Below are 17,007 nucleotides of genomic sequence, written 5' to 3'. Positions count from 1 at the left end.
GTCCCATGAGGTGAAAGATGAACGCTTCACATCCAATCAACCCTACATCTGTAGCTGAGATACTCAATCAACAGCGTCGAGCATTCTTCACTGAAGAGCCACCGACTCTCGCTCAACGAAAAGCAAATCTGAAAAAATTACGTGATGCAGTCCTTGCATATCGTAGCGAGTTACAAAAGGCGGTCAGTGCAGATTTTGGGCATCGTTCTCATCATGAAACAGATGTGATGGAATTGGTTGGGGTTGTTCAGTCAATTGACTATCTGAGCAAGAAACTCCACCGTTTCATGAAACCCGAACGCCGTCATGTCAGTTGGTTTTATCGATCGGCCAAGGCATATGTAGAGTACCAGCCTAAAGGAATCATTGGTGTGATGGCACCTTGGAATTATCCAATTTCTTTAACCTTAATTCCATTAGCAACCGCATTGGCTGCGGGTAATCGTGCCATGCTTAAACCGTCTGAATTAACCCCTCGAACCAGTGAGGTGATTCATCGCATGCTTGCTGCAACATTTTCGAGTGATGAAGTGGCGGTCATCTTAGGTGGTCCTGAAGTTGGTGCGGAGTTCAGTGCGCTTCCTTTTGACCATTTACTCTTTACAGGGAGTACCCCTGTTGGTCGTAAAGTGATGAAAGCCGCCAGTGAGCACCTTGTTCCTTTAACCCTAGAGTTAGGGGGTAAAAGTCCAGTCATTGTCGCGCGAGGCAAGATTAATCACCGAACAATGAGCAGCATCGCCTACGGCAAGTTATCGAATGCAGGGCAAACCTGTGTCGCACCAGATTATGCACTGGTACATGAAGATGATTTAGACGCTTTTATTCAACAGTTCAATGAAACCGTGACGCATTTCTATCCGAACGGTCCAGATTGCCAAGACTATACCTCCATCGTCAATGCGAGGCATTATGCTCGTTTGCAAAGCTTGCTTGATGATGCACGAGAACACGGTGCACGCGTAATTGAAATGGGGGCTAAGCCAGAATCCGCTAGTGATCGTATTCGTACCATTGCACCAACCCTTGTTGTGGGTGCAAAAGACGATGATGCCATTATGCAAGAAGAAATCTTTGGTCCAATTCTTCCTGTCCGGACATATCGTAATATTGATGAAGTCATTGAGTATATCAATGCGCGTCCACGTCCTCTTGCGCTGTACTATTTTGGTGAAAACGATGCAGATTGCAAAAAATTGCTCCGGCGCACGACTTCAGGAAATGTTGGCATTAACAACACCATCATTCACGTAGCGCAGGATGATTTACCCTTTGGTGGTGTCGGTCCTAGTGGTATGGGGGCTTATCATGGCATAGAAGGCTTCCGTTCTATGAGTCATGCCAAAGGGGTGTTTGACCAAGGGCGATGGAATTTACCGAGTTTACTGCAAGCACCTTTTGGAAAATTTATGGACTTTGCGTTGCTCATGACTTTAGGCAAAAACAAAACCACGCACTAATCAAATCCGCATGGGATTCACGCGCCCTAGAATCCCATGCCTTCTGCGTTTTCAATTTACACATCCAATAAAACCACCTCAATTTTTATAAGGAAACCTTGATGAAATGCATTACTTTTAATGGTGCTGGCGGTCCTGAAGTGATTCGCTTAAGCGAACGAGACATACCAGAATTAACGGATGATGGTGTGCTAATTGAAGTCGTTGCCGCAGGCATTAATGGTCCCGATGTGATGCAACGTCAAGGTTTATATGCCCCGCCTCCCGGTGTCACAGATATTCCCGGCCTTGAAGTTTCAGGCATTGTTAAACAAGTAGGTAAATCTGTTCAGAAGTTTAAAGCTGGTGATGAAGTTTGTGCTTTGGTTCAAGGTGGCGGTTATGCCGAGTATGTGGTTGCACAGCAAGACAATGTGCTTTTTATTCCAGAAGGATTAACTCTGGTTGAAGGTGGGATTTTACTTGAAACCTTTATGACGGTATGGTCGCATTTGTTTCAACATGCCAAGTTTCGCCCAAACAGTTCTATCTTGATTCATGGTGGGACGTCTGGAATTGGAACGACTGCAACAATGCTCACCAAAGCATTTGGCGCAACTCAGATTTTTACGACGGTATCGAGTGCAGCTCATCAAAAAGCAAGTTTAGAACTTGGTGCAGATGTTGCGATTCACTATAAACAACAAGATTTTGTTGAAGAAGTCAAAAAGCATACCGATGGCAAAGGCGTGGATTTCGTTTTAGATATCATCGCAGGTGATTATATTCAACGAAATTATGAAGTTGCAGCAATGAATGGCACAATTTTACAGATCGGTGTGTTAAAAGGACTCGCTGAAAAAGTGAATATTTTCCCGATGCTTGCAAAACGCCTGCCCCATACGGGAGCAACACTACGTTCTCAATCTTCAGAGGCAAAAGCTGAGGTCATGGCTGCCCTTCAAGCACAGGTTTGGCCTTTAATTTCAAAAGGACAATTAAAACCGTTGTTATTTAAATCCTTTGATCTTGAGCAAGCACGCCAAGCACATGAGTTTTTGAACCAAGGTCAACACGTGGGGAAATTGGTTCTGATTGTCAAAAAATAGTCAATCTTATTCAGAAGTTAAGCGCCTTTCATTTCACTTCTGAGCTTTTTCATTGATGTCATTATAAATTTCAGCACACCGACTCAATTCAGCTTTAAATGACACCGCTGCCACTTATACGATGACGGATAAAAAATTAATCAGCCCTCCTTATTTAGAAATCCGCATAAGCTCATTAAGCATTATGTTTGCGCCAGTCAAAACACTGTTTTATAACACCGCCAGAGTCTAAATGTGGCATGCTTTTTTATCTGTATTCGATACCTTCGATCTATATACACGGTTTAAGTCATCTCCAATAAGCAAACCCGATGATCATATCTAGCAAACCTGACTGACCCTTAGTCTGTATTAGGTCTAGCGAAAGCTCGGCATGGGGTAAAATATGCGGTTGCTGTTTGAATACACTTAAAATTTCAATACAGGCAAAATCACGAGATATATCGCTGGGCGATATCAGAACTAAAAAAACATCTTTACAGTTAATTTTTTGATTTAAGTTAATTTAAATTTCAATATTTTTTCAAAATAATATTCTGTATTGGAGATGGAGTTCTTTTATACTTCAGTAATTGCGAAAAGAATAAAGCTAAGCACGTCGCACTATCGTCAAGGAAAGCGCATAAACTCGAGATTTTGGGGATGATCACGTGATAAATTATGCTAAAGCTTGCTCTAAATGTTCATATTCATCACTGAACCACCATCTGACTTAGGATATTCCTTATGTCGAATTTCATCATTAAAGCTAAAAAGTCGGGGGGAATTGTCTATTACGGTACTCGGCATGGAAAGCAGACGGTGCTTGGATCGTTACAAGAATGGTTAGATGATTTAAGTCTGGGAAATTGTTTCTATTCGGAAAAAAGAGCAAAAGAACTGGTGGTCTTATTAGAGTCGCATTACAAAGATCAAGCACACATTAGTAATATTACCATCGAAAAAGTAATGGAATGACCATCATCCTCTTTGAGAGTTACCAGTTTTAATGCATGGTAGAGATGATCTAAGTCTCAGAAGCTATTGAACTTGTATATGCATAAAAATTGGGTCTACTTACAAAATGAAGCGTCTAAATTCAATAAACGAAGCACCTGAACATGCAGAACACCTCGATCTCCCTAATTAATATAAAGAACATCACAGCAGCATGTTTTTAATTTCGCAACTAAAAAAGCACCACATAAAGTGATGCTTTTTTATTATCTTGCGGGAGTTCAAGACTTAGAGAGAATTCTTTTGCTCATTCGGAATAAGGGGTTGAACCAACGCTGTTTCGCTTTCTTCAACTTTATGACTTTCAGTCTTAGCAATGACCGCTGTTGCGACACTATTACCAATAATGTTGGTTGCTGTACGACCCATATCTAAGAAGTGATCTACTGCAAGAATCAACAAGATACCAGCTTCAGGAAGTTTAAACATTGCTAATGTTGCAGCAATAACCACCAACGATGCACGAGACACACCTGCAATACCCTTACTGGTAATCATTAGTGTCAGTAACATCAAGATTTGTTGGGAGATACTTAAATCAATGTTATACGCTTGGGCAATAAACAATACCGCAAAAGACATGTAAATCATTGATCCATCGAGGTTAAATGAGTAGCCCAATGGTAATACAAAGCTCGTAATACGCTTTGGTACACCAAACTTTTCCAAGGCAGTCATAAGTTTTGGATAAGCAGATTCACTACTTGCAGTTGCAAAACCTAATACTGCTGGTTCACGAACAGTCTTGAGTAAACGGAAGACATCTTTTTTCAGGAAGAGATAACCAACGGTAATAATCACAGCCCAAAGAATGAAAAGACTTGCATAAAATTCGCCTATAAAAACACTATAGTCGATAATGATTTGTGGACCTTTTAAGGTAATCGCAGAAGCGATTGCCGCAAAAACAGCAATAGGAGAAAACGTCATCACGTAATCGGTAATACGGAACATGATACGGCATAATTCATCAATAATTTTTGCAATAACCGTATCACCTTCATCTTGCTGATGATGCACGTAAGCTAAAGCAGAACCAAAGAAGATAGAGAATACTAGAATCTGTAAGATTTCGTTATTCGCCATCGCTTCAGCAAAGCTTTTTGGGAAAATATGCGTAATAAAGGTCTGTATATTTAAACTGGTTGCACTGACACCAACATCAACAGGAGCTGTAGGAATTGGAAGATTCATTCCTGCACCAGGTTGAAGTAGGTTTGCCATGCCCATACCTAACAGCAAAGAAATGAGAGATGCACCAATAAACCAACTCATGGCTTTAAGCGTAATTGAGCCTAAAGATGATGATTTACCCATTGAGATTAACCCAGAAACAATCGTTGCAAAAACCAATGGTGCAATGATCATTTTAATTAATCTTAAGAATATGTCTGTAAGAATTTTAAAATATGACGCGATATTTTCAGCTTGAGTAGTACTCAAATTACTATGAAAAAGCCAACCAACTAATATTCCAGAAACCATCGCAACTAGAATAAATTTTAATAGTTTTTTCTGATCCATAAAAATTTCCTTTTAATACCCTAAAATCGATAAAAACATCTTATTGTTTTATAAGATGTTATGATTTTGTTCCATCCAAGCCAAATATCCATTTAGCTTAGGGGTGTTGGCAGAATCTAACGAAAGTTGATCAGAATTAAAAATGCAAAAAAGTATTTTTCTATGCAAATTTTGCATGGAGATTGTTAAGAAAATATACAAAATGCCAATGACGCTATTCGTGAAAGAAACTTAAATATTGTTAATGTTTGTACACATCAAACATTGTTGTTAATGGAATTTAAGAACTAGGATCTGGTTAATGATAAGTAAAACTCTCCAATCATGCGGCTTGGCACTCACCCTTTTGGCATCTTCCACAGCACTTTACGCAAAAAATAATGTCGTAGTGGTCGCAACGGGCGGAACCATTGCTGGTGCAGGCGCAAGTTCAACCAATAGTGCAACCTATAGCGCGGCAAAAGTTCCAGTTGATGCACTGATCAAAGCTGTGCCGCAAGTGAATGATCTGGCAAATGTGACAGGCATTCAGGCACTGCAAGTTGCATCTGAAAGTATTACAGACAAAGAATTGTTATCTTTAGCGCGTCAAGTTAATGATTTAGTGAAGAAACCTTCTGTCAATGGTGTCGTCATTACCCATGGTACCGACACCATGGAAGAAACCGCTTTTTTCTTGAATTTAGTGGTACATACGGATAAACCCATTGTATTGGTCGGCTCTATGCGACCGTCGACGGCCCTGTCTGCAGATGGCCCATTAAACCTATATAGCGCTGTTGCTTTGGCTTCTTCTGATGAAGCTAAAAACAAAGGCGTAATGGTGTTAATGAATGATTCGATTTTTGCTGCACGAGATGTGACCAAAGGCATTAATATTCATACCAATGCTTTTGTCAGCCAATGGGGAGCTTTAGGGACTTTGGTTGAAGGCAAGCCGTACTGGTTCAGAAGTTCTGTGAAAAAACATACCAATAATTCTGAATTTAATATTGAGAAAATTCAGGGTGATGCATTACCTAGCGTGCAAATTGTCTATGGTTCAGATTCTATGATGCCGGATGCATACCAAGCGTTTGCCAAAGCAGGCGTTAAAGCGATGATTCATGCAGGCACGGGTAATGGTTCTATGGCAAATTACCTCGTACCTGAAGTCAGAAAACTGCATGATGAACAAGGCATCCAAATTGTCCGTTCATCACGTGTAGCACAAGGTTTCATTATTCGAAATGCCGAACAGCCTGATGATAAATATGGTTGGATTGCGGCACATGACTTAAATCCGCAAAAAGCCCGTATTTTGACTGCTTTAGCACTCACCAAAACCAATGATGCCAAGCAGATTCAAGAGATGTTCTGGAAATACTAAGCGTTAAAACAGAACCATCAGCGTTAAAAAAGACCGATTCTAGTCTATGAATCGGTCTTTTTTATTTCAATAAATAAATGAGTAAATACAGTTTCTTATTCCATTTGAATGGGTCCTGAGGTTTGTGCATCAGAGTCATACCAATAGCCTGCATTTCTGTGCATCGACCCACCCTCTAAAGTATATTGAATAAAACCCTGTTTAAAGACTAAGCCCGCATCACTTTTTTTTGCTGTGACTTTCTGTCCATTCACCCAGACATTTTCATCTTTATCTACTCGTATGGTCGCCACAGTTTGACCGGTATTGGCATTTTTTGCCACCCACTGCCCCGTATAAAGATGGTGATTCTGATGATGATGCATCGGATAGACCTCTGCACCATACCCAGCTTTGGCATTTTCGGCTTTGCTTTTATTAATATCACAGCCCTGCATTTCGGACATTTGTGTACAACCCGACTGCTCTAACTTGGCTCTGTATTTCGCATCAATCGCATGTGCCGTATTAAAACTGCACAGGGTTAAAAGAATGAAACCTGTTTGTATAAGCTTTTTATTCATTGGATACATCCTTTTCATTGCTTCATTCAGTTCAAATTACTGACAATCGGATGAGCTCACTTTGCTCACAGCATTGATGCGTCCGTTATAGCTGACTGTCGCAATACAACTGTAATTGCTGGCATTCCACCAATAATTGGTTTTCGAACTGTAATCTGCTGAACGGCTGGTAAGTGAATAGTTGTAACGTTTAAATACAGAACTGGCCGCATTCATTTTGGTTTCTTCAAGATTTTTGATCTCGGGTGGCATTTGCATATTTTCATATTTTTCATTGTTGGCTTGTTCAAATTGAGCCAATGCAGATATAGAAGCAATAGAGAGTGCCGCACTCGACAAGGTCGATGGATCAGTCCGGTAAGATTTTGTTGAAATAGGATCGTTTTCTGAACCTAGACCTGAATTCACATCATCTGGGTGTGTCGAGGATGTTTGAGCTTGAGCCACGTTTAATCCAACAGCAAACAAAAAAATGATGTTGAGTATTTTTTGGGTATTATTCATTTTTATGGCTCCTCTTTATCCTTAGAAGATTTTTGTTATCTAAATACTCTATGCCTTTTTTACTCAAAAAAAAAGGGCTGAAATATTTTTTCACAACACTAAATCTTTAAATCTTATACTTATTTTTTTGCTCTTTTATAAATATCATAGATTTATATGCAATGTATCTGTAGCAATTTAAAAAGCGAAGGCTGTGCACCTTCGCTTTTTCTAGATCCGTTTTTGGATTAAACGTAATCAGGTTTCTTTTGCTCAATTAAATCGTGCTGTAAATTAATACCTGGAGATAATTTTGCTGGTAATTGCACTTGTTCACTTTCCAGTGAGGCCATAGGCCATGCGCAATAATCTGCTGCATAGTAAGCACTTGGGCGATGATTGCCTGATGCACCAAGTCCACCAAATGGTGCAGCACTTGAAGCACCTGTTAATGGCTTGTTCCAGTTCACAATGCCCGCACGCGCTTCAATCAACACACGTTCAAACAAGTCACGATCTGGTGAAACCAGTCCAAATGACAAACCAAAACGGGTATTGTTGGCAATACGCATAGCTTCGTCAAAATCTTGGTAGCGATAGATCGTGGTTAATGGACCAAATACTTCTTCATCTGGAACATCGGCAACATTAGTCAGATCTAAAATGCCTGGTGTCAGTAATGAACTGTTTGGATCCATGCGTTTCATTTCAAGCAAAGGTTTTGCACCTAAGCTCAATAGCTGTTGTTGAGCTTGAAGAATTTGCTCTGCAGCACGTGATGAAATAACCCCACCCATAAATGGTTGTGGTTCAGCATTCCAAGCACCTACAGCTAATTTACTTGCAGCTTCAACCAAGCGCTGAACAAATGCATCACCTTCCGCACCTTGTTTCACCAAAATACGTCGAGCACAAGTACAACGTTGCCCTGCTGAAACAAACGCAGACTGAATTGCTAAATGTACGACAGCATCAAGGTCTTCAATCTTGTCAATAATGAGTGCATTGTTACCACCCATTTCAAGCGCTAGAATTTTCTCAGGATGACCCGCCATTTGTTTATTAAGGTGATAGCCAGTATTGGCACTACCCGTAAACAACAATCCGTCAATTTGAGATGCAGCTGCAAGTGCTTCACCAGTGCTACGGCCACCTTGTACAAGGTTTAACACGCCATCAGGTAATCCTGCCTGTTGCCAGAGTTTGACGGTTTCTTCAGCAGTCCACGGCGTTAATTCGCTTGGTTTAAAGACGATCGTATTGCCTGCGATTAAGGCCGGAACAATGTGACCATTTGGTAAGTGACCCGGGAAGTTATATGGCCCGAAAACGGCCAGCACACCATGCGGACGATGACGCAATGAAGCCACACCATCCGGCATAGCCGTACTGCTAGAACCAGTTCTTTCATGATAAGCACGAATTGAAATCGCGACTTTACCAATCATTGCCTGAACTTCAGTCACTGTTTCCCAAAATGGCTTACCAGTTTCCTGACTAATGACTTGCGCCAAATGCGTTTTATTTTGTTCAAGTAGCTCTGCAAAGCGTTGAACAACCGCAATTCGCTCTTCAAGCGCCAGTTTTGCCCACAATGGAAACGCTTTACGTGCTGCAAGTGTTGCTTGCGTTACTTCAGTTGCGGTTGCTTCTTGCGCAGTCCACAAAGCTTGATTACTCACAGGATCGGTTTTAACCCAGTTGCTGCCTTGCCCTTCGACCCATTGCCCCTGAATGTACAATTTACCTTGAATCATGCTGAGTACTCCTATGGGGTTAAATCCAAAATACGGGCTTGAGCACTATGGCTCACCTTGCGCTGATTCGCCTGTTCCTGTGAAAGCTTCTTTACATCAGCCTCAGAATCTTGCTGCTTCTTGCTGCCGTGTGAGTCTTGATCATTTGAAATGTACAATGGCTCTTCGGCTTCAAATAATTCATCGACCTTTGGGTTTAAAGATAGAATACGGACTTGATCGCCCTGACTTACCATGAGCTGATTCGCCTGATCTTGCGTAAGTTTCACTACTGCAGCTTCAGGATCATGCTGAATCATAAGGCCGCGAAAATCTTGATATTGATCATTTGAAACCAAGTAAGGTTCTGCACCTTCAAAAACTTCAGCGACAATTTCGACTTGTGCTTTAGCACTTTCTTTAATTGAACGTAAGTTTTCGACATCCGCCTCAAGCGTCGCGCCACCATCAAAAATATCGACATAGCCCTGGAAACGTAGTCCTTCACCTACTAATAACTTATAGGCTGGGTATGTGTTCGGGTGGACTTGTCCAATGACCTTTTGCGCAGCTTCTGGCAACATATCGACATATAGTGGATAACGAGGCATCATTTCCGCTATAAATGATTTTTGACCCGTACCACTAAGATAGTCTGCCTTGGTAAATTCAATATCAAAGAATTTATGCCCTAAAGCATCCCAGAATGGTGAATAGCCTTGAGCATCTGAGTAACCACGCATTTCTGCGACAATTCTTTTTTCAAATAAGTTTCTAAATGCTGCTAAATACAAGAAGCGGATTTTAGACAGGAATTTACCATTCTTATCTTTACGATAATCAGGGTCTAAAAACAGCGTACATAATTCGCTACAAGTCGTATGATCGTTACTCAAAAACAAGGTTTTATGTGATTTATAAATCCCCAATTCCTTTGAAGAGTGAACTTGTGTCCCGACATGGAAATTGTACCAAGGCTCACTTAAACCTAAAGCCACTTCAATACCACAAAGTCCGATCACTTTATTGATTTTTGTGTCTTCTAGAACAAAGAGGTAAAGTTGATCCCCTTTATCCACAATCCCTTTAACCGTATCGCAGGCACGTTTAAGTTTAGCGCTCAAAAGTTCCATGTGCGGTTGTAATGACGTTAAACCAAATCCAGCTTTTTCTGCGAGTTTATAAATGTCATGAATGTCATCTTCTCTGACATAACGAATAATCATCATTTATGCGCACTCTTTCAATTCTAATGAAAACTTAGCCAAAGCTAGCTCAAAGCGACGTAAACCTTCATCAATATCTGCAAATGGAATGATCAGTGAAGGCGTGAAGCGAACAATATTTGGACCTGCAACCAGCGCCATTAAACCTTCGTCACCAGCTAAATTCACAATGTTCTTGGCTTGGCCTGCATACTCAGCTTTTAATACGCAGCCAATTAACATGCCCTGACCACGGATTTGTTCAAAAAGGTTGTATTTGGCATTGATGGCATTTAGACCTTTCACAAAATGTTCATGACGTTGCTTAACACCTTCTAAAACTTCAGGGGTATTAATAAAATCAAATACTGCACCAGCTACTGCACATGCCAATGGGTTACCACCATAAGTTGTACCGTGGTCACCAACTACAAATAATTTTCCGTATTTGTCAGTGGTAATCATTGCACCAATTGGGAAACCACCGCCTAATGCTTTAGCTGTTGTTAAAATGTCTGGTGTAACACCCGTGTTCATGTATGCATAAAGTGAACCTGTGCGGCCCACACCTGTTTGAATTTCATCAAAAATCAGTAGAGCACCATGTTCATCACAGAGTTGACGTAAACCTTTTAAAAATTCATGGTCAGCTGGAAGTACACCACCTTCACCTTGAATTGGCTCAATAATGACGGCACAAGTATTTTCGCCAATAACCGCTTTCGCAGCTTCTAAGTCATTGAACCCAACATGTTGAATGCCTGCTGGTAAAGGCGCAAAATCTTGAGAATATTTAGGCTGTCCACCAGCTGACACAGTAAATAACGTACGGCCGTGAAAAGCATTCTTGAATGCTACAATTTGATTTTTTTGTGGGTTACCACTAAGTAAACCGACTTTACGCGCCAGTTTAAGTGCAGCTTCATTGGCTTCTGCACCTGAGTTACAGAAAAATACTTTATCGGCAAACGTGCTTTCGACTAATTTTTTAGCCAAAGCTAAAACTGGTTCATTGGTATAGCCGTTACCAAGATGCCATAGTTTGCTGGCTTGTGCTTTCAACGCTTCTACCGCTACAGGATGTGCATGACCTAGTGCGTTTACTGCAATACCACCGGCAAAATCGATATATTGTTTATCATTTTGATCCCAAATTTGAGAACCTTCACCGCGTACTGGAATAAATTCTGCTGGTGCATAAATTGGAACTAACCATTGATTAAAATCTGCACGTGTTACTGTAGTCGTAGTCATCTTCACTAATCTCCAATATTTTATAAACGTTAAGTCAATTTAACGGCATCCGAACCAGTCGCTGGGAATGCTGGGTTCTGAATGTCATAATTCCTTCCCTAAACAACATAATTCCTAATTGTGGTTAATTTTTCCCACCTCAAATTACAGTCATTTCGATTCTGCAACTTCGCCTGTTGGCCTTAGGTGGTTCGCCCCTCCTTCGTAAAAAAATTCAGGTCTAACCGTACCTATATTATTCAGAATCAAAATGATTAAAAAAATTTGTGTTTTTTTTAAAAATGAATTATTTTTTTCCAAATTGGTAATTGCAGGATGCAAAATGAGTAATATTGATCAAATTATTCTAGGATTGTTGAAAGAAAATGCTCGAATGTCTGTTACTGAATTGGCAGAAAAAATTGGAGTTTCTCGACCAACAATTAAGAGTCGAATCGATTATATGGAGTCCTCAGGTGTAATTTCTGGATACACCATTCGCTATCGTCCAGATGCACAGAAAAATACGATTCGTGCATGGATGAGTATTATGGTTGAAGGTACTAAAGCCAGAGCGGTAATCAGTGAATTAAGAACAATCCCAGCTGTAGAACGTTTGCATAAAACAAATGGTAAGTGGGATATTTTAGTTGAAATTGAAGCTGACACCTTAGAGAATTTTGATAATATCTTACTCGGAATACGTTGTATTTCAGGTATTTATAATAGTGAAACGAATATCTTACTGTCTACATATAAGACTTAATACTTGATATTAAACTTACAAACCTATGGAGAAAAATTCATAGGTTTGCAAGTAATTTATTGAAAAATATTAAATTATAATAATATTTTTAAAATATAAACCATATTAAATTAAATGCGTTTAATTAAGCATTTAAAATAATATACTTTTTAACCAGTTTTTTATCTTTAAACTGTTCATTTAATATTTATTTAGGGGAATTTTTTCATATTAAAGTATTCATAAATGCGACTTTGGTATTAATTATGCTTATATAAAATACAAATTAATATCATCAGTTTATAATTAACAGGTAGTTAAATAACCAATTGATCGATTAAATTTTAACCAGAAAGAGCATAAAAATGATCAATTTGCTTAAGTATTGATTGTTTTTCAAACGTTAGCTCTTGTTGCTTTATTCGTTCTAGCCCTTGGACTGGGATTCGCAAAGATAATGTCACGTAACTTTAAAACGCATTTTGCTAGATTGTCATCAAGCTTAAAACGAATAAAAGATGAATCCACAACACCCTCGCTCACTACATCGCTTGCTTTTCGAAGCACATATATAACTTTTGTTCATCAAATTCTTGTGAAGACATCCAAATGCGAAAATCTATCTAAATATGTGAATTGATTTTTAGGTGTATAACCAATTGCTGAATTGCTGAATTGCTGTTATCACTATAAATTTGATGATGATATCTAAAAAACAAAAGGAGTCTATACATGGCATTGACTGCACTAGAATTTTATCAAGCCAAATTAAATTATGAGATGGATTCTTGGGATTTGTTTGAAGCTTTAGATCAAGGACAAAAAATTATCGTGGTGGATGGTCGTAGTGCTGAAGCCTATCAACATGAGCACATTCCGAATGCTGTGAATATTCCGCATAGAGGAATTAGCCCAGAATCCTTAGCGCATTTAGATCCATCGGTATTGTATGTCACTTATTGTGATGGCATCGGATGCAATGCTTCAACCAAGACGGCACTTAAAATGGCTCATTTAGGCTTTCAGGTCAAAGAATTAATTGGCGGGCTTGACTGGTGGAAGCGTGATGGCTACCAAACTTCAGGTCAACAAGCACAATCGGGTAAAGTTGTGAATTGTGGTTGTGCAGGTTAATTATTTGATTCCTCTATTGATAGACTTATTTTTTTGAAGTGATTGCATCAACCTCTCGCTTTAGAAAAGCGCATAAAGCCATTAAGCGTCAAAAACCTAATCTGTAAACTCGCACAATTGGCATATTTTCATCAGCTAGGGATGGCCTGGATGGATTATAAAGCACAAGACAAAATATCGGCTTTTACTTCAAAACATGCCATCGGTATGATCACGATTGCGCAATTATTTGGAACTTCCTTATGGTTTAGTGCCAATAGTGCTGCTTTGGATTTAATGCGTGAATGGCAAATTACAGTGGCAGATATTGGCTGGTTGACCAATGCCGTGCAAGCGGGCTTTATTATTGGCACATTTGTCATCGCCTTTACCGGTTTTGCCGACCGCTTTAAAGCCAGTGTAATTTTTACAGTCGCAGCATTGCTTGGTGCGCTATTTAACCTCTGTTTTGCTTGGCTGGCGCATGGCTTAATTGATGGCATGGCGTACCGTTTTGCAGTAGGTGTGTGTTTAGCCGGTATTTATCCAATTGGTATGAAATTAGTGGTGCAGTGGGCACCAAATCGAGCAGGACAAGTCTTAGCCTTATTGGTGGCTATGCTCACTTTAGGTTCAGCCTTGCCACATGCGCTTAACGGCTTTTCTACACAGCTCAACTGGCATTATGTAATTACCTTTTCCTCTTTATTAGCTGCTTTGGCTGCACTACTTATTTTCCTTTTGGGAGACAACAGCACCATACCCCCGAAAGTATCTAGTAAAAATAAACAAGTATTTCAGGTGTTTAAAGTCACGAAATTTAGAGCATCTGCACTGGGTTATTTTGGGCATATGTGGGAACTTTACGCATTTTGGACCATCCTTCCTGTCTATATTGCCCATACAGGAATTGTTGAACGACTAAATCTAGCTAATCTGGCTTTAACTACTTTTTTCATTATGGCAAGTGGTGCTATAGGCTGTTTAATTGGAGGGGCTTGTGCAAAACGTTATGGCAGTGATCGTGTTGCAATTGCTGCTTTAATGACTTCTGGCTTGAGCTGTTTGGTGTTTGTACTCGGTTGGCGAACTTTACCAGATTGGTTCCTTTTGTTTATTTTCATCTTGTGGGCTGTATCAGTCATTGCCGATTCACCTCAATTTTCTGCCCTGTCCGCAGCGGCATGCCCTCCTGAAAAATTGGGAGCTGGTTTGGCCTTACAAAATTCGATTGGCTTTGCCATCACAATTATTTCAATTGCTTTAACCACAGCGGCATTTGATCAAATTGGGCTAGATTCTGCCTGGATTTTACTGATTGGACCTGTACTTGGAATAATGGGCTTTTATCTAACCCTCTGTCAAAAAATCACTAAAAGTTAGTCACCATATAAAGTATAGATTTAGCATTTTAAAGTCTGTTCAAGATTGTAGATTTCTTAAGCCCAATTTAGGTAGAATGTGATAAATTCACCAAATAACCAAACAAATCAATGCTTCATTCTCTATATAAAAATAAAAGCAGTCACACATAATGGGTATTGCAATCTTCTGTCTCATTCTCGGATTTATTATTGGTTATTTATTTCGTGATTCTCGTAAAGAGGTACACGCCACAAATACTAAACCCAAGTCCAATACGCGAAATGTTTATTTAAGTTATAACGAACGACAACGAGCCAAGCTTCAACATTACAGTGATGCAGATCGAATTCGAGAGCTGAATTTACTTTCTCCAAATGAAAGTAAATTCATGCGTTTGTTACAACATCAGTTCCTTAATGAACTTTTGATCATTAAAGATCATCGTTTTTATATTGCCGATCAAGATCGATACCCGATTGCAATATTTGAGTATCGTGATGGTTCTAAAGAGCTAAAAGTTCAAGATGTGGAAGATGGTATACCAGTCTTTATTTACAAGGCGATTCTTTCTAGTGAGGCTATTGCTGATGATCACGTGTTCATAAAAAATAGAAGCTCGGCAATTCAGTAGAAAGTTCTCATAATCTAGCAATATACTTGCCTTCCTTGAAATTTAAAGATTATTTTTATCAATTGCTTATGCTGTATTTAAGATTTTAAATCATACCCCAAAATATATAATAAGCTATAAAAATTTAGGCATTTGAATATTGCAAATGCCTATTTATTCAAACCGCTAAGAAATCTAATTTCTTTAAGCTAAACAATAACACTCCAGATTAAGCGTAATGCGATTCCAGCCAATAACACGCCCATAACTTTTTCAAGTACACCATTATATTTGAGGAAACCAGCCCGAATATTCACACGTGTAAAAATCAAACTGACACCAACAAACCATAAAGCATTCACTAAACACATCCAACCACCATAAAAAATTTGGATGCCTAACGGAGTTGCTGTACTCACAATACTCGTAAAAATTGCTAAAAAGAAAATAGTTGCCTTAGGGTTCAATGCATTAGTTAAAAAGCCCATCATGAATGCTTTCAAACTGGTCATTTGTGCTGGGTTAGAAGCTTCACTAAAGTTGAGTTCAATTGGTTTAGATCCCACTTTGAGACAATTCCACCCCAAATAAAGTAAATATGAAGCTCCGATCATTTGGAAAATAATCATAAAACTCTGATTCTGCGAAAGAATAAGCCCCACACCCATGAGGGTATACAACACATGAACGGAAATACCGCAACCTATACCCAGAGCTGTCATACACCCAATTCGATGGCCATATAAGGTACTTTGCCGAACGGTGACAATAAAGTCAGGTCCAGGCAGAATTACAGCAAGAAAGTGAATCAGTGCTAAGGTCAAAAACTCGTGGTAATAGACATTCATGCACTATGCTCTGTAGCTAAAGCATAGTGAACTGATAATTTCCCTTTCTTTATTTCACATTTAAGAATAGCAATCTTTCCAATTTCCGCTAAGGATTGCACATGTGTACCACCGCACGGATAGCCAGCAAAGTCGCCAAATGCAATTTCACGAAAGCCATTTTCATGCATGGTAATTTTTGCAGGTAAATCTTTATTGATGTACTGTTGTAACAGGCTTTGTAAAACAATTTGATCCACAGCTTGGCTGTTTTCAGTGGCTTTAAATTGTACTTTTGCATCATTTGGCCAGTGTTGTGCCTTAACGGGCTGCCAACCGAAAGTCTCAACAAGATGCCCTATTAAATGCCCTGCACTATGTAGCCGACTGTGAAATTGTCGCTGCGCGTCATCCACCTTTGCATAAGCTTGTCCAAGTGCAACTGCCTGCTTACACAAATGAATAATGTTGCCCACTTCATATGTAACATGCAGCACTTCGCTTGCTGCAATTCTCCCCACATCACTGGGCTGCCCACCGCCTTGCGGATGAAAAGGGGTTTGATTCAATATCACTTTGAAATAATTATTCTCACAGGGCTCACAAGCCAAAACTTCGACCTTATGTTCGCTAATTCCAAATAAATAAAGACTTTTTTCCATAGTTAATAGCCAATTTCTTCACATGAAA

General features: G+C 39.5%; 16 protein-coding genes. 8 read left to right on the top strand and 8 right to left on the bottom strand.

Annotated features, from left to right (window positions below; translation table 11 throughout):
• Positions 1 to 17: 17 nt before the first annotated feature.
• The 3 genes from AC6CHI_RS10030 to AC6CHI_RS10020 all read left to right on the top strand — a co-directional run bounded on the left by AC6CHI_RS10030 (position 18) and on the right by AC6CHI_RS10020 (position 3,505).
• Positions 18 to 1,460: a coniferyl aldehyde dehydrogenase gene (locus AC6CHI_RS10030; RefSeq protein ID WP_498121064.1), complete on the top strand. Its 1,443-nt coding sequence runs from the start codon at positions 18 to 20 to the stop codon at positions 1,458 to 1,460.
• A gap of 101 nt (positions 1,461 to 1,561) precedes the next feature.
• Positions 1,562 to 2,548 (top strand): NAD(P)H-quinone oxidoreductase, encoded by a 987-nt coding sequence (locus AC6CHI_RS10025; RefSeq protein WP_498121062.1) that lies wholly within the window; start codon positions 1,562 to 1,564, stop codon positions 2,546 to 2,548.
• A gap of 726 nt (positions 2,549 to 3,274) precedes the next feature.
• Complete coding sequence (locus AC6CHI_RS10020; RefSeq protein ID WP_498121060.1) at positions 3,275 to 3,505, top strand: hypothetical protein; 231 nt, start codon at positions 3,275 to 3,277, stop codon at positions 3,503 to 3,505.
• Positions 3,506 to 3,772: 267 nt separating this feature from the next.
• Here AC6CHI_RS10020 and AC6CHI_RS10015 read toward each other — a convergent pair whose 3' ends face one another.
• Positions 3,773 to 5,068 (bottom strand): dicarboxylate/amino acid:cation symporter, encoded by a 1,296-nt coding sequence (locus AC6CHI_RS10015; protein ID WP_458892107.1) that lies wholly within the window; start codon positions 5,066 to 5,068, stop codon positions 3,773 to 3,775.
• A gap of 301 nt (positions 5,069 to 5,369) precedes the next feature.
• On the opposite strand from AC6CHI_RS10015, the gene AC6CHI_RS10010 reads away from it, so the two are divergent.
• Positions 5,370 to 6,437 carry an asparaginase gene (locus tag AC6CHI_RS10010; protein ID WP_498121059.1) on the top strand — a complete coding sequence of 356 codons (1,068 nt, stop codon included), beginning with the start codon at positions 5,370 to 5,372 and terminating at the stop codon, positions 6,435 to 6,437.
• A 95-nt stretch (positions 6,438 to 6,532) separates the two neighbouring features.
• On the opposite strand, the gene AC6CHI_RS10005 is transcribed toward AC6CHI_RS10010, so the two are convergent.
• From AC6CHI_RS10005 to AC6CHI_RS09985, 5 genes are all read right to left on the bottom strand, one after another.
• Positions 6,533 to 7,000, bottom strand: a complete 468-nt coding sequence (locus tag AC6CHI_RS10005) for a hypothetical protein (RefSeq protein WP_498121057.1) — start codon at positions 6,998 to 7,000, stop codon at positions 6,533 to 6,535.
• 36 nt (positions 7,001 to 7,036) lie between these two features.
• Complete coding sequence (locus tag AC6CHI_RS10000) at positions 7,037 to 7,504, bottom strand: hypothetical protein (protein ID WP_498121056.1); 468 nt, start codon at positions 7,502 to 7,504, stop codon at positions 7,037 to 7,039.
• 227 nt (positions 7,505 to 7,731) lie between these two features.
• Positions 7,732 to 9,240 carry a succinylglutamate-semialdehyde dehydrogenase gene (gene astD / locus AC6CHI_RS09995; RefSeq protein WP_498121055.1) on the bottom strand — a complete coding sequence of 503 codons (1,509 nt, stop codon included), beginning with the start codon at positions 9,238 to 9,240 and terminating at the stop codon, positions 7,732 to 7,734.
• Positions 9,241 to 9,251: 11 nt separating this feature from the next.
• Positions 9,252 to 10,448: an arginine N-succinyltransferase gene (gene astA, locus AC6CHI_RS09990; protein WP_498121054.1), complete on the bottom strand. Its 1,197-nt coding sequence runs from the start codon at positions 10,446 to 10,448 to the stop codon at positions 9,252 to 9,254.
• A complete protein-coding gene (locus AC6CHI_RS09985; protein ID WP_498121053.1) occupies positions 10,449 to 11,678 on the bottom strand; it encodes an aspartate aminotransferase family protein in 1,230 nt (409 codons plus the stop codon).
• A 322-nt stretch (positions 11,679 to 12,000) separates the two neighbouring features.
• On the opposite strand from AC6CHI_RS09985, the gene AC6CHI_RS09980 reads away from it, so the two are divergent.
• The 4 genes from AC6CHI_RS09980 (at position 12,001) to AC6CHI_RS09965 (ending at position 15,511) form a co-directional block, all read left to right on the top strand.
• Positions 12,001 to 12,423 (top strand): Lrp/AsnC family transcriptional regulator, encoded by a 423-nt coding sequence (locus tag AC6CHI_RS09980; protein ID WP_458892238.1) that lies wholly within the window; start codon positions 12,001 to 12,003, stop codon positions 12,421 to 12,423.
• Between the two features lie 711 nt (positions 12,424 to 13,134).
• On the top strand, positions 13,135 to 13,536 hold the full coding sequence (locus AC6CHI_RS09975; protein ID WP_498121051.1) for a rhodanese-like domain-containing protein: 402 nt from the start codon (positions 13,135 to 13,137) through the stop codon (positions 13,534 to 13,536).
• Between the two features lie 150 nt (positions 13,537 to 13,686).
• The gene (locus tag AC6CHI_RS09970; protein ID WP_498121049.1) at positions 13,687 to 14,898 is read left to right on the top strand and encodes an MFS transporter; all 1,212 of its coding nucleotides are present in this window, start codon (positions 13,687 to 13,689) and stop codon (positions 14,896 to 14,898) included.
• A gap of 151 nt (positions 14,899 to 15,049) precedes the next feature.
• On the top strand, positions 15,050 to 15,511 hold the full coding sequence (locus AC6CHI_RS09965; RefSeq protein ID WP_498121048.1) for a hypothetical protein: 462 nt from the start codon (positions 15,050 to 15,052) through the stop codon (positions 15,509 to 15,511).
• A 188-nt stretch (positions 15,512 to 15,699) separates the two neighbouring features.
• Here AC6CHI_RS09965 and AC6CHI_RS09960 read toward each other — a convergent pair whose 3' ends face one another.
• Positions 15,700 to 16,338: a LysE family translocator gene (locus AC6CHI_RS09960; RefSeq protein ID WP_498121047.1), complete on the bottom strand. Its 639-nt coding sequence runs from the start codon at positions 16,336 to 16,338 to the stop codon at positions 15,700 to 15,702.
• Positions 16,335 to 16,979: an alanyl-tRNA editing protein gene (locus AC6CHI_RS09955; protein WP_498121046.1), complete on the bottom strand. Its 645-nt coding sequence runs from the start codon at positions 16,977 to 16,979 to the stop codon at positions 16,335 to 16,337. Before AC6CHI_RS09955 ends, AC6CHI_RS09960 begins: the two co-directional genes overlap by 4 nt.
• Between the last annotated feature and the right edge of the window lie 28 nt (positions 16,980 to 17,007).

It is taken from the genome of Acinetobacter sp. GQ146, from assembly GCF_059758585.1.
This window is presented reverse-complemented; position numbering and strand designations above follow the sequence as displayed.

Bases quoted from the DNA above. Each gene is read 5' to 3' on its own strand.
- AC6CHI_RS10030 (WP_498121064.1), top strand. From the start codon at position 18: ATGAACGCTTCACATCCAATCAACCCTACATCTGTAGCTGAGATACTC.
- AC6CHI_RS10025 (WP_498121062.1), top strand. From the start codon at position 1,562: ATGAAATGCATTACTTTTAATGGTGCTGGCGGTCCTGAAGTGATTCGC.
- AC6CHI_RS10020 (WP_498121060.1), top strand. From the start codon at position 3,275: ATGTCGAATTTCATCATTAAAGCTAAAAAGTCGGGGGGAATTGTCTAT.
- AC6CHI_RS10015 (WP_458892107.1), bottom strand. From the start codon at position 5,068: ATGGATCAGAAAAAACTATTAAAATTTATTCTAGTTGCGATGGTTTCT.
- AC6CHI_RS10010 (WP_498121059.1), top strand. From the start codon at position 5,370: ATGATAAGTAAAACTCTCCAATCATGCGGCTTGGCACTCACCCTTTTG.
- AC6CHI_RS10005 (WP_498121057.1), bottom strand. From the start codon at position 7,000: ATGAATAAAAAGCTTATACAAACAGGTTTCATTCTTTTAACCCTGTGC.
- AC6CHI_RS10000 (WP_498121056.1), bottom strand. From the start codon at position 7,504: ATGAATAATACCCAAAAAATACTCAACATCATTTTTTTGTTTGCTGTT.
- astD (WP_498121055.1), bottom strand. From the start codon at position 9,240: ATGATTCAAGGTAAATTGTACATTCAGGGGCAATGGGTCGAAGGGCAA.
- astA (WP_498121054.1), bottom strand. From the start codon at position 10,448: ATGATGATTATTCGTTATGTCAGAGAAGATGACATTCATGACATTTAT.
- AC6CHI_RS09985 (WP_498121053.1), bottom strand. From the start codon at position 11,678: ATGACTACGACTACAGTAACACGTGCAGATTTTAATCAATGGTTAGTT.
- AC6CHI_RS09980 (WP_458892238.1), top strand. From the start codon at position 12,001: ATGAGTAATATTGATCAAATTATTCTAGGATTGTTGAAAGAAAATGCT.
- AC6CHI_RS09975 (WP_498121051.1), top strand. From the start codon at position 13,135: ATGGCATTGACTGCACTAGAATTTTATCAAGCCAAATTAAATTATGAG.
- AC6CHI_RS09970 (WP_498121049.1), top strand. From the start codon at position 13,687: ATGGATTATAAAGCACAAGACAAAATATCGGCTTTTACTTCAAAACAT.
- AC6CHI_RS09965 (WP_498121048.1), top strand. From the start codon at position 15,050: ATGGGTATTGCAATCTTCTGTCTCATTCTCGGATTTATTATTGGTTAT.
- AC6CHI_RS09960 (WP_498121047.1), bottom strand. From the start codon at position 16,338: ATGAATGTCTATTACCACGAGTTTTTGACCTTAGCACTGATTCACTTT.
- AC6CHI_RS09955 (WP_498121046.1), bottom strand. From the start codon at position 16,979: ATGGAAAAAAGTCTTTATTTATTTGGAATTAGCGAACATAAGGTCGAA.